Below are 13,599 nucleotides of genomic sequence, written 5' to 3'. Positions count from 1 at the left end.
GATGTCATGGCGGGTTTACCTCCTATATCCTTTATTTTGGTTGTTTGAGCAACACCAGTATAAAGGAGAGGTGCCCGCCTTTTTCATTATCTCTTTCACTTTACCTAAGTAAACGGAACGAAACTCTGGCCCATCTACAGTTTCTTCCTTAAAGGGACTTGCCAAAAGAGTATATTAGGTGTTTAATAAACGAGTTTTGATATTCCTCGGTAGCTCAATCGGCAGAGCGGGTGGCTGTTAACCACTAGGTTGCAGGTTCGAGTCCTGCCCGAGGAGCCAAATTTTAGAATTCAAGATGTTTTTACATATAAGAATCCCTTGCAATCGCAAGGGATTCTTTTTTGTCCTTTTGGTGCTTCTGAGTATTAACGTACGAAAATGTATGTTAATTATTAGCAGGTAATGGAATATTATACATGTATTGTGCGTTAGGCCATTGTAGCCAAAATAGATTACCATTACTATCTTTAGCCAAGAAGTAAATAGGCTCTTCTTGCGGATAAGATGATGACATGTTATGCCGAATATAATCGTTTAAACGCCAATTGTTGTTGGAAGAAGAGAGTATCCTTTTTCTTGGGTCACTGATTTTATCTTGAAGAAGTTCGTTATATAGATCTACATGGGCCATACGTAATATGAATGGATTTTGTTTTAATGGAGAAGCACCTTTATTGCGAATACCGAGAAGGAATTCCCTCAAATGGAAGAGACGGTGGCAATCCTTTGTGTTTCTGATATAAAAACCTACGTTTGGAGGAACAGGCAGCCCTGACAAAATAGTATTTTCCAGAATTTCAAAGATATCCGGATTATCCCAGGCACAGTCTACATAACACTGTTCTCCATCTCCAGTTACATGGATCCATTCTTCCAAGTCTAGATTAGCTCCAATTGAAGAGTTCCAGTCGGACATCCCTGTTCGAAGATTAGGTAGACAGCTATTCAATGAATAGAGAAGTTGATTACAATATTCCACAATGTCTTTCTTGCCTTCATCGTCAAGAGGAAAGTTAAAATCTTCTTCCAGAAATGCAAGTTCAAGAAATGTCGAGCCTTCCATTGTTGTTGAGAGGGGGACCTCTCCTTCAGGGGTAAGCGTCACCGCTCTGCATAAATTTTCAAGTAGATTAACATAATCTTCTTTGGCAATGTGTGAGGCATTCTCGTTTGCTGTGTTGATGCAGAGAACGATAGCTTTCTCTATTGACTCGTAACTTATTGCATGGCATCTAACTTGAAATGGGTTGAGTTTTATTCCCTCTTGTACCGATTTGTCAAAATCTAGTCTGCCCGGAGTTATATCCAAAACTGGATTCCCTGACGTTATCTTTGTGAGAGGGAGTGTGTTCATTTTAAGAACATTTATTTTTAATCCCACTTGGCAAGTGTTGAACGGCATACATAAAAGAGAGCGATATTGTTTATCATCTTTTGTTCCTACTAAATCACTTTTCCTATCACCAGCTCCAAAGGCTATACCGGTTGCGGTTATCCATTTGTTGTCGGAGCCCTTCAACTGCAGGAAAGCATCCCAAATTTGTGGAATTTTGCCACTTCCAGGATAGATTCCGCAGACGGAATAGGTTCCCCTTATTCCTTTTTCCATAACGATGCCGTCAGGTCCTTTACCGCCTCTAAGCAAGAATCCTGATACATTATGTCCTGGAGAAAGTTCCAGAATCTTTATGCCTTCCACTCCTTCCAATCGGGCAAGTAGGCAGTGGAAACAAGCTGTTTCCAAATCGTTGAAAGCGGCCTTGTTCTCGGTTTTTTGGGTTTTTTCGAAGTTTTGAATAGATGTCAAGATAGCTTTGCCGTCTATGGTAAGGATGCGGTGGAAATTGGTCCATCTTGCATTCTGTGGGCTATCTAGCCTTTCTCTGGAAGCAAATTTCCCGCAGCTTCTGAACCATTTTACGAACTGAGACGCAAATTTTCTATCTTTTGCAGTCTCCGTACACTCCTGTTTGGTCACTTCGTTGCATAAGTCTATCATGGGGTAGACAGGCAAGTTGGCAGTATCTTTCTCTGTTGTCCATGGAGATAAGGGCTTTCCTAAGATGACGTAGATTTTATGTTCTGTGGTTCCCAGCGGTTCGACTTTTCCTTTTACCTTGAAATACCATTCCCATTGTTGAGTGTAACATTGGGAATGTGCTCCAGAAAGAGTATTATCCTTCAAAGGAAGTTTAACAGTATAGTTTCCGCTTTTCGTAACTGTAAAGTTTATCTCTGGGATTCTTCCTAAAAGGGATTTCTCAGGTGTCCTGGCACCTATAGTGACAACAATTTTCTCATTGGTGAAATTGTTGCAGTTGAGGGTTGCCTTGACGAATATGTTTTCTGTCTTTTCTCCCTGATTATGATAGAGAATCGATGCGTTCTTAAGTTCCGAAGAATTCCATTCAGGAAGCACAGGATCATGGTCGAAATCAGGTCTCCCTAACAGCGCTCCTGCATCGATAAGTGTTTCATCGTAGAAGGCGATGGATTTAACTAAAAGGGTGCACTCTTCGCTACCAGTAGGTTGAGATGGATCGGTGTTGGGAAAATGGTGTATTTCCCTGTATCCCTTTATTCCTCTACTGACAGCCAGGATAAAGGCTCCATTTGCTGCAAGATATTCCGGACTTTTTATGCATTTGCTTACACAATAGAGGAATCGTACCATGAAGGGTCTTGTCCCAAAGGGGTTATGTGTGATCCAAGCACAATAAAACGAGTATAGTATAACGCTCAGTTCAAAGCACCCGTATATGGCAAGAATAAACTCGAGAATATCTTTAGAATCTGGCTCGTCTTCTATCATTAGATTCGATAGTGAAGGATCAGAAGTTAAGCAATTCCTCAGTAGTAGCGACATTGAACCGTTGAGTTTCTGTTTCTCCTCGTCTTTAAATCCCCTCGTAGCTTCAAGACCTGTTACGGAATGCAATATTTGCAGGAAGACTTCAGCGGCGAAACGATTTTGCCATTCTTCCATGTTGCTAAATCCTGTTTCATTATCGGGCATGGCGAATTCGAACGGAGGTAGTTCTCTGTCTAAGACAGTATTTTCAATAAGGGTTACTTCTGTTTTCGAATATGCGAGGTTCCCACCATGGAGGATCTCTGCGCCGTTGCCTTCTTGAGAAAATATCCATAGAGCCTTTAGATCGGGGGCGAAGTAGTAAGGTGCTACATCAGCGTATTCTGTTAGCTTCTCTGCTGTCAAGGCAGAGGAAAAGATACAGATACTATCCAGATGTCCTTGGAGGCCGTTGTTGAAAGTTCTTCCCTTCTGACAGTTGCCCAAGTATATTTCGGCTCCTTCTGTTCTTGCTGGGGACGTTGAGATGGTATGGCTCCCAGCGGGGGATCCATCTATGTAAAGGCTTACTGAGGTACTAGAGACAGTCGCGGTTAGGTCTATCCATCTCTGAGCTTTGATCTCTCTGTCGAAGGTAAAACGTTTCTCTCCCAATGAAAAAAATGGGCGAGTCTGTTTATCGGATAAACCCAAACATACGGATCCTGGTTTTTCAGGTGTGCCGTTACAAAAGATATATGTGTCATTATCCTCTGTCGTAATGCCAAGATACACTTTAGCTAATAATGTGAACGTTGAACACTCTTTACTTCCTGGGTTGACGGGAGCGGTTCCTATAGGAACAATACAACCTTCTTTCCCCGGCGTAATACCATATACCAGATTCACTATGTCGCAACCTCCCGTCAGCTGTAGCTTATGTTTACGGGAACTGCGGTCAAGCGGTTCGTACTCCCCAAAATCGGCCCATAATTCAATCTTATCTCGGGAAATATGATGATTGGAGAAGAAGAGTTTTTGTACTTCATCTTTATCTAGAGCTTGGGAGTAGAACTCCACATCTTGTAAATAGCCCTCCATAAGGCCCATTTTCCATGGAGTATTCTTGTCGATGAAAGAAGATTGAGAGGAAGATGTTTTGGCTGACAGTGCGGGAAAACCTTGTAAATATATTATGACGTTGGTTTTGTCGTAGACGATGTCAACTTTGTTCCAGTCCCTTTCTGCAAGAGGGTCTTTAGCGATGTCAAGAGTGAAGGTTCCTAGTCCCTTTGAGAAAAAACGAAGAGCACCCTTTACTATTTCTAAGGAAAAAACGCCTTCTTGGGTGATTATCGTGGCATTTGATTCCCGGCTAGAGATATAGAATCTTGCGCTAAGGGTGAAAGGAGTACTGCCGCATAGGGATATGAGTGGGGGATCATTTATGATGGCACAGTCGGGAGGGTTGCATTTCAGAGAGAAAAAACTTCTTCTCTGATGGCTCATTTCATTGCCTCCCACAGAGTTTGCTTGACTGCGGCGCTATCTCTGTGGGGATTGTCGAATATCTCATTCGTAGGTGCTTTTACTAGTGCTTGCATATTGTTGTCTCCTACAAGGATACCTTCAGCGAAAAAAGTACAGCCTTCTTTTGAGGAAGGATCATTTTCTTGGGGGCATAGTTCCAAGTTATAAACCTCGTCGCCGGGCACTTTCCATATGCCTGTAAGTTTAAGGATTTCTCCAGTTTGATGTATAAAGTGGCAGTTGCCAGTTACTTCTGATGCTCTCATAGCTCCCTTGTCAGTAACAATCGGATGGTCTTTAGTGCAGACAAGGTCAAGACCGTTTAGTGTGTGGAAGTGGATCATGTCATCTTTTTCATTACCCCTAATACATTGTGTTACTACAGCAGTATAACCGTTGGTGTTCATCTGTACTAAGTCACCGATCTTTATAGTTTCGATAGGGCGTTCACATCCATCAGCCATGAGAATTTTAGTTCCCTTAGACAAGCATCCCCACAGAATATGCAGGCATCTGGAAAGGGTGGCATTAGAAGGTATAGGGGGGGCCAGCGTGCTACTGATCTGTATGCTGCCTCTATCACCGCTCTCTCTTACATATTGAACAGTGAAGTAGATGTCGACTTTGTCTTTTTGAGGTAATCGGTTAGAAGGAACATTTGTCTTCCAGTCTGGATCAAGATCGAAGAAAAAACCATTTGTGTACTTTGCCGGTGCATCCTGACCTTTAACGAACCTGTCTTGCAGCGGAATTTCTCTGTCTGTCTTCGTGTAGCGTGCAATACCATTTTGGCAGTCTAGTTTCAGATCAAAGGTACTAAGATCAATACATCTAAAAGGATCACTGTCATCTTCGAACTCCACCCATGCGGAGAGAGGCGCGAAGAGACGTTGTTTTCCAGTAGCAGGATCGAAGCTTTCCTCATAGATGTAATCAATTTCCTCTTCGGCAACAGGTCTGCGGTTGTAGCAAATATTGATGGGGCTCTCTTGGGTGGAATCCTTTTTGACGGGTTTTAGTAAGTGTACTTCTTTTACTTCGCCAGATAGATATATTTGCGACTCTATATTGCGGCTGCTCAGAAATCCTTTAAGTTGTCCATTTGTCGCTTCTGCCCAATGGGAAGTATAGTCTATTTCCAGTACGTTTGAGGCATAGTCCGCAGGATCGAAATCAGAACAGAGTACCAGTTTCGTGTGATCTGTCTCCTCAGTCGTTTGGGCAAAGGTAGCTACATGTTCATCTTTTGACGTGCGTACTTCGATTTTTTCGTCTATATAAAGAGCTTTTGAAACGAGAGATGTTGATGCTTTGATTACGAGAGAGTGGCTTTCCTTATCCCATTTGATGATTCCTATTTCAGCTCCATCTTCGAATCCTTCTGTCTCTTTCTCCTTAACTTCCCCTTGGGAAATCAATGCCGTTGTTCGTAAAGCATTATAGAGAACAGGCAATTTTTCTTTAACGATTTGTTCGCCACCATACATGTCAAAAATCCATTGGTCATGATGAGGATCACCAAATTTTATAGGTATGCTTTCTCCGGGTTTTCGCAGAATCCTTGCTAACTCCATTCTTTTCATGATACTCCTCCTTTTGTTTGTAGCAGATTTGCTGGTGGAGATCAAAGTGTTGTAGATGCTGCTTGTAAAATATTGTATGCTACACGTTCTTATATTTAAAGCGGTATTTTAATTGTGCAATTGTGACTTGCCCTTCAAATGATGATTTTAAAATCGATGAGCTATTCTCCTATGTAGACATACTAGAGAAACTTATTGGGGGAAATGGAGTATTTGCAAAATTTTCATGATTAATACTTAGGAACTTTACGGTAAGGTTCAATAGAATGCTTCCCTTATTAGTAAGAATAAAGTCATAACAAATATCTTAAAAAATATGCTTAACAAAGGTGATATAATTTATTTTAATAGTGTTATTTTACTTTAAATTTTTGTTTTTTTATTTATAAATTTTCCCCAAAATAATTATAGTGTATATTTTGTAAATTTTTTTAAAAATAAATAATTATTTTAATTAATAATAGATATCGTATAGAAGGTGAAGAAATGCTTGAAGAGCTTTCTGGAATAAGAGTAAAAGGTCAATTTTTCTCGGAAGAAAAAGTTTTAAAATTTTTCCCCCCAGAAAAGAGATTGGCAATCCTTTATGGGAAAAATGGAAGTGGAAAAAGTTCTATATCAAGAGCAATATATTCTCTTGCTCATTCAGAAGAAGAGGAATCTAGAGATCTGTTAAATTTTGAAACTAAAAATTTTATTAATAATGATGGAGAATTTTTGACTTTTGGCGATAACCAATTTCAAATTAAGATTTTTAACGAAAATTATGTTGATAAGAAGATCAAAATTAAAACAGAAGGCCTTGATTCTATTGTTATGTTCGGAGAACAAATTAAAATAGATAAAGAAATAGGCTCCAAAAAAGAAAATGTACAAAAAATTAGCGAAAACCTAGACAAAGATAGGGAAAAATTAAAAAATTACAAGGAAAATGGTAGTGTCCAAGCTCCATCTTATTACAAAGGCAAAATAGAAAAATCTCTGAAGGAGGAAAATGGCTGGGCCAATCTTGATAAAGAAATAAAGGGGAATAAAATAGCTACCTCAGTAACTGATAGTTTAATAGAAGAAATCGGACTTCGCAATCCTGTAGAAGAGCGAGAGGCTTTAAAGAGTGATTTTGAAAGAAAGTTGGATAAGTTTAAAAAACTCAAACAAGGTGGATCATTGATGAATGATCCAATATTGTCCGTAACTGTAAAACCAGATATTGATAAAAAGGTTAGCGAGGCATTGTCAGTGCAAATTAAAGAACCGATTTTAACGGAACGTGAAAAATTGATTTTTAAATCCTTGATTGATGGCCACCAAAAAAGGATAGAAGAAGCACGAATACAATTTTCTGATAAAAATGCATTAGTGTGCCCATTTTGTTTCCAGTCATTAACAGATGGATATAGAAAAAGTTTGTTGGGTTGTTTTGAAAAAGTCCTTAATAAAGATGTTGAAGAGCATAAAAGGGACTTGAGAGAATTAGAACCTGAACGAATAGTTTTTGATGTGAATTTATATCAAAAATTATCTGAACGCCTGCTGGGCGAAATTGAAGAAAAATTGCAATATTGCAACGAGATTATCGATAGTTATAGCAAATCGATAGATCAAAAAGTTGAGAATATTTATTCTCCTATTAATATTATTGATCGTCATTTAGAGAATAATATTAATCAGTTGAATTTAAAGTTAAAAGAGTTAGAGGTTGAAAGGGAAGATTATAATGCAAATATTAACGACATCAACGCTCTTAAGGATGAATTGATTGTAATGAATAAAGATATAGCTTCTTATAGAGTTAGGGAGGATTGGCTTAATTATCAAAGGCAATTAGAGGAAATGAAAAGTATTGAGGAGCGGATTGCAAAATCCGAGAAGTTAATAAAAAATGAACAGGATTCTATAAAAAAATTACAACAGCAAAAAAGTAATATAAAAATTGCTTTGGATTATATAAATAATAGTTTAGCTTATGTGTTTTTTTCAAGAAAACGTATGATTGTTGAACTTGGAGAAAATAATGCATATTTGTTAAAAGTATGTGGTAAAATGCTTAGTCCCGAAAAAATATCTTGTGGAGAGAGGAATATATTAGCTCTTTGTTATTTTTTTTCGGAAATTTTTAACAACTTTAATGAAAATGATATATATTCTAAACCTATGTTACTTGTTCTTGATGACCCCGTTTCAAGCTTTGATTTTGAGAATAAGGTAGGTATTCATTCTTATTTGAAATATGAAATAGTAAGAGTCTTAAAAGGTAATTCTTCCAGCAAGATACTGCTGATGTCTCATGATTTGGAAGCAATTCAAGCTTTTTCAAAGCTCAATAGGGATTTAAAAACACTACTCGGTTGTAATACAGTTTTTGTTTCGGAATTGAGTTCACAGAAAATTAGGAATTTCAAGGTAGAGGAAAGGAATGAATATTCTAAGCTGCTTGATAATATTTATGCTTATGCAAAGGACACAACCTCTAATGATTTAGCTATTGGAAATGAAATGCGAAGGGTTCTTGAAGCTTTTACAACGTTTGAGTATAAAACGGGTTTTGACCAAATTGTTAATGACGAACAGATCATGGGACAATTGGATAAAAGATATTATAAAGAATATTTCGGTAATTTTGTAACTAGATTGGTATTACATGGTGAAAGCCACTATGAAAATAGGGTTAAAAGTGGGCAGGGGGTAGGCCCTTATTCATTTATTTCAGAAGAAGAAAAAGTTAGGACTGCCAGGGGAGTTTTGTGCTTAATTTATTTGTTGAATCCAAGCCATCTTGCAGCGTATCTCAAGGGCCAAGAAAAAATCCATCAAATAAAAGATTGGTGTAAAGAGATAGAAGAGCTTTGCTACAGGTAAAATATATGCAGCATAAACTTTGCTTTTGTCAACTATTCTAATGAGCATTTTTTTAAAAAGTTAAGAATATATATGGCAATATCAAATTTATTTGTAATAATGATTAGGAGAGTGGATAGTTTTGTTGGTTAGTTGATGTATTTGATTTTGTTGCGGTAATCTTGGATAAGCACGGGCAGAAACAGAGAGGCCTTAACTTAAAAGAGAGAACCTACAGACCAATGTCAGTTGACTGAGTGAAAATCCTCAAGTCTAAAAGCAGCGTTCACTTATGAAGAATTTTCTCCATAGTAGATAGTCTCATACAACAACCTGCTCCTTAAAATTATGATGCCTGTGTAGGGGCTATAGATTTGGACAAATTCTTCGACTGTGATAAACATGATATCCTCATGCCGAATTTAGCTTAACGAGTATTTGTAGATGCCTTACTTAATACGGCTTATTAAGTTCTTTTCTGGTGGATATACTGCTTAATAACCTAATCTTGATTGGGATCTATTGAAGAGATAGTTTCATCACCTACTCAATTGTTGCAACGAAATTAATATATAGATTTAGGACATCCTGATAAAAGTATGTTTGAATTTTAAATTCAGAGGACGTATTTAATAAATATTTTTTGATTTTATGTAAAATTACTTTTGAAATTTTAGTTAATTTAAAGTCTTGATATGCAAAACGTTTATATTGATTTTCTTCGTTTTTTTCATCTATAATTTAAATATTAAAGGGGATTCCCAATGAAGAAATTTTTGTCTCCTACTATGGATGATCTAAAACTTGAATGCGTTTTAATGCAGGCTTGGAAAAAAACATCGAAATATATGCGCTATCATAATTGGTATACAGATGTCCTTGAACTTGATTATCAAGCATTACGTTTACCTAGTTTTCTTCATGAAATCCAGTATCGATTAAAAAAAGCTCCTGAATGGTTTCCTACTCCGTTAAAGGTAGTACCTGCCCCTAAATCTCAAAAATGGAAGTTTGAAAATAATGAGTGGAGTCCTAATCAGCCTCAAAACGTTTACGGAATACTTCGTCCGCTTGCTCACGTAGATTTAGTGGACCAAGTTGTTGCAACTGCCGTCCTTTTATGTATGGCTGATCAAATAGAAAACCTTCAGGGAGATCCTTCTCTTTCTATCGACACAACTGAGAATAGGAAAAAAATAATAAACTACGGGAATCGACTTTTTTGTGACAGTGTAGATGGAGAACTATATTTTCGTTGGGGTAACAATAAATTATATCGCCAGTATTTTGCTGATTATCAAACTTTTCTTAAGCGCCCAGAAGTTGTGGTAGAACAATTAAAACAAAAAGGATACTCAAAAGACAGCATCGTAATTGTTCAAAGTGATTTATCAAAATTTTACGATAGAGTTCGCCCAGAGTATTTGGTGAAAAAAATAGAATTACATTTACTTTTTGATGATTCTAAAAAAAAGGCAATCTGGCTAAAATTCTTAGAAAATTTCTTAAGTTGGGAGTGGGCAGAAGGCAACGACAGAGATTGGGCAGTGGAATATGCAAATTTTAATAAGATAAAAAATTTTAATAAGATAGCATTACCTCAAGGGCTAGTCGCTTCTGGCTTTTTTGCTAATTTATTTTTGTTAGATTTTGACCAAGGTCTTCGTGACTTTTTTGGGAGAAAAATAAATGATCAAAACATCTTTTTGCAAGATGCTTGTCGATATGTAGATGATCTACGATTAGTTTTCACAGTTTCATCAGAACTAAAAATAGAAGATATTAAAAAAATTGTTATTGAATGGCTTCAAAATTTATTAGAGAAAAAAGCTGATGGTTTAATTGTCCAGAAAGATAAAACTAGTGTCACAAAGATAGATGCAGAAGAATACTTTTTTGTTCCTCAGTCAAAAAGGGCGAATTCTATTCAGCATAAAGTATCTGGTATATTTGATATGGTTCATGGTTCAGAATTAATAAATGCTATTGAAGGCTTTTTTTATACCCAAAAAAGGTATTCTTCTGAGAAAAATGTAGAAGGTAAGCAGACAGGATTAATTATAAAATCCTCAGATTTAAAAGATGGTACTGCTGCTCGTTTCGCTGCAGGAAAATTTCGACGCGTATTTAGATCATTGCGCCCGATGTTGACTGATACGCCTTCTTTGTCAGGGCGAGAATCAAGTGATGGTCCTTTTTCGCTTGTGTTATCGAAACAACAATTGGATGAACGTGCTTGGCTGTTTTCCGCTATGCTTATTGAAGAGTGGGTAACTGACCCTTCTAATGTTCGGTTATTGCGCATTGCTTTAGATGTTTATACTAGCGAAATTTTTTTAAATAAAATTTTAAAGATTCTTGAGGATGGATGGGGAAAAAATTGTTCCGTATTTGAATCTAGAGCGATTAAACAATACTGCTTAGCAGAGATATTTCATGCAGGAGCAATAGAAACAGGAATGGTTGCTGATGACGATTGTATCCCATTTGGGGTAAATTTAGAAAAATATCATCTCCGTTTGATAAAAGAAGCAAAACAAATTTTAGAAGGTTTTTTTGAAGAAGAAAAGCCGACTTCTAATTTCCCTTGGTATTTAATGCAACAGGTCTTTCTATATTTAATTTCTAGGAATGAAATTGAAGATATTGAGTTAAACAAAAAAAGGATGAAATATGATACTTCTTTTTCTCTTTATTTAAAATTTATTAATTTTTTGAGAGGGGGAAACTACAAAAATTTTAATGAAAAATGTTTGTTTTCAATATTAGCTATTTCAGCTTTTAACAATAAAAAAATATTAGAAAAACAAGAGAAAAATATAGAAGAATACATAGAAGGAATGTTTTATATCGCCCCCTCCGTTGCTTTTAGTTATTGGGAAATGTTGCAAGAAAAGGGAGAAGGAGAAAAATATAAAGATATTGCTAGTCAATTAGGGTTGATAGTTAACAATTCAATAAATATTAATAATGAATCTGTTCTCCCGTTACCCAATTTATCTTTTGCAATCCCCAATCCTTTTTGGGAAGAAGAAAATTTGTTATTACTTGCAAGTGGTATTTGTGAACAATTTTCAAAAGGTAAGATAAACATATCCAAAGATTTAGGGGATAGTCGAGAAGCAGAGAAAATAGATAAATTAAAATCTCCTTGGCAAATCGAATGTGAATATGAGATTGATAATTTTAAAAAAATAAAAATTAAAAAAATATGCATAGTTTCTTTTAGCAAGGAAATGCCAAACGTATTGAAAACTCCAGATTGGATAGATGATGAAGATAGCAAAAAACGTTATAAATTAGGACAACTTTTACGTTTCGCTCTACGAGGCAACATTGATTTTTACAATTCTAGATCTCGAATAAAACAACGTAAGAATTTATCATACGTTCCTCCAATATCCCATTGGGAAAAGCTTCGATCAAGTGGATATAATGGCAGAGAAGCTTTTGCTCCTGAATGGGTTGCAATCTCTTCTTTTACAGAAAAGCTGTTGTTTGAACTTTTGCGCTGGCCTGGTTGTGGAATGCTTACTGAGCCAAAGAATTTTCTGGAAATAAGTGCAGATATTACCAACCATTTAAAGGAAATACAAAAATTGCGAGGGGACTCATCTAATGTCCTTTTTCTAGAGCAAGAAGCTTTACTTCCTTATAATTCGTTTGATAATAAATGGCAGCGATCTCTTAGAATAGGTATCGTGCAAAGTATAATACCGAAAAGCGGGGATTTCGATAAAGACATAACTTTATCAGATGCTGTTTTTAGGAAGAGACACCGTCAACATCTTGTTGCAATACTTGAAGGTGTGGAACAAATGCTGAGGGTTAGAGAGACTCATATGGAAGGGAAAAAACAAGGAGAAACGTTGTTGGATTTTTTAATTTTCCCTGAACTCGCTATTCACTTGCAGGATGTAGATTCTCTTCTTATTCCCTTTGTGAGAAAACATAAATGTATGGTATTGGCTGGTTTGGTTTTTTATAAAGAAGAAATTTTAAGGGATAATCCCCTTATCAATACTGCTATATGGCTTATTCCTGAATGGGATAAAACTTTGGGCATGCATGTTCGTAAAATTTTACAGGGGAAAGCCCATCTTACATCGAAAGAAAAGCATAGTGAAGTTCAGTCTTGGAGGCCGGCACAATGGATAATAAATTATAAATGGAATAGCGAAGAGGAAGAACCTCCGTTAAGAATATCTGCTTCGATTTGTTATGATTCTACGGACATTTCTTTAGCATCGGACTTAACTTCACGTTCAGACCTTTATGTAATATGTGCTTTAAATGAAGATGTTGGAACCTTTGATAGAATGATAGAAAGTTTACACTATCATATGTATCAGGGAGTAATTATTGTTAATAATGGGAAATATGGCGGGTCTAGTTTTTATATGCCGTATAAAAAAAACTATTACAGGCAAATATTACATCTTCACGGTCAACCTCAAGCTCAAATTGCATTTATAGATATTGACCCACGTAAAATGCTTTGTAAGGGGAATAATGGGGAAAACAAATGTGGTCAAGCAGAAGGTCATAAAGGCTGTACAAATTGTAAAAAAGAACCTATAGGCATATGGAAGACTCCCCCAGCAGGTTGGCAAGAGCGAAATAGATAAAAAGATTACTTTTTATCCCAATATCTCTTGAACTCTTCCTACAATGCCACTTTCTAGGCGAACCTTTATCCCGTGGGGATGCGTCGGGCTTTTTGTAAGTATATCTTTAACAATACCTTCAGTTAACTGCCCCGTTCTTTGATGTGGTTTTTGAACGATTTTAACTCGAAGACCTGGAGTTATATTTTTTCGTATATTTCCTGACATTTAAAATTCCTCCTGTTGCTTA

5 protein-coding genes and 1 tRNA gene are annotated in these 13,599 nt (G+C 36.6%); 3 read left to right on the top strand and 3 right to left on the bottom strand.

All coding sequences use genetic code 11. From position 1 onward, the window contains the following. The first annotated feature begins 203 nt into the window (after nucleotides 1-203). Nucleotides 204-279 (top strand) — tRNA-Asn (locus VB083_RS05335). Between the two features lie 106 nt (nucleotides 280-385). Here VB083_RS05335 and VB083_RS05330 read toward each other — a convergent pair. Both VB083_RS05330 and VB083_RS05325 read right to left on the bottom strand, forming a co-directional pair. Beyond that, a complete protein-coding gene (locus VB083_RS05330; protein WP_213695385.1) occupies nucleotides 386-4,300 on the bottom strand; it encodes a LamG-like jellyroll fold domain-containing protein in 3,915 nt (1,304 codons plus the stop codon). Beyond that, nucleotides 4,297-5,904, bottom strand: a complete 1,608-nt coding sequence (locus VB083_RS05325) for a Hint domain-containing homing endonuclease (RefSeq protein WP_323401830.1) — start codon at nucleotides 5,902-5,904, stop codon at nucleotides 4,297-4,299. Before VB083_RS05325 ends, VB083_RS05330 begins: the two co-directional genes overlap by 4 nt. A gap of 486 nt (nucleotides 5,905-6,390) precedes the next feature. Here VB083_RS05325 and VB083_RS05320 point away from each other — a divergent pair, with 486 nt between their 5' ends. After that, nucleotides 6,391-8,763: an AAA family ATPase gene (locus VB083_RS05320; protein WP_323401829.1), complete on the top strand. Its 2,373-nt coding sequence runs from the start codon at nucleotides 6,391-6,393 to the stop codon at nucleotides 8,761-8,763. 743 nt (nucleotides 8,764-9,506) lie between these two features. After that, nucleotides 9,507-13,370, top strand: coding sequence for an RNA-directed DNA polymerase (locus VB083_RS05315; protein WP_323401828.1), 3,864 nt, complete (start codon nucleotides 9,507-9,509; stop codon nucleotides 13,368-13,370). A 12-nt stretch (nucleotides 13,371-13,382) separates the two neighbouring features. On the opposite strand, the gene VB083_RS05310 is transcribed toward VB083_RS05315, so the two are convergent. Then, on the bottom strand, nucleotides 13,383-13,577 hold the full coding sequence (locus VB083_RS05310) for a YwbE family protein (protein ID WP_213699356.1): 195 nt from the start codon (nucleotides 13,575-13,577) through the stop codon (nucleotides 13,383-13,385). Nucleotides 13,578-13,599 lie beyond the last annotated feature (22 nt).

The sequence above is a fragment of the Aminobacterium sp. genome, assembly GCF_034926885.1.
Classification (GTDB): domain Bacteria; phylum Synergistota; class Synergistia; order Synergistales; family Aminobacteriaceae; genus Aminobacterium.
The sequence above is the reverse complement of the archived record's forward strand: the minus strand, read 5'-3'. Positions and strand labels throughout refer to the sequence as shown.

Coding starts and splice junctions, on each gene's coding strand:
- VB083_RS05330 (WP_213695385.1), bottom strand. CDS start 4,300: ATGAGCCATCAGAGAAGAAGTTTTTTCTCTCTGAAATGCAACCCTCCC.
- VB083_RS05315 (WP_323401828.1), top strand. CDS start 9,507: ATGAAGAAATTTTTGTCTCCTACTATGGATGATCTAAAACTTGAATGC.
- VB083_RS05325 (WP_323401830.1), bottom strand. CDS start 5,904: ATGAAAAGAATGGAGTTAGCAAGGATTCTGCGAAAACCCGGAGAAAGC.
- VB083_RS05310 (WP_213699356.1), bottom strand. CDS start 13,577: ATGTCAGGAAATATACGAAAAAATATAACTCCAGGTCTTCGAGTTAAA.
- VB083_RS05320 (WP_323401829.1), top strand. CDS start 6,391: ATGCTTGAAGAGCTTTCTGGAATAAGAGTAAAAGGTCAATTTTTCTCG.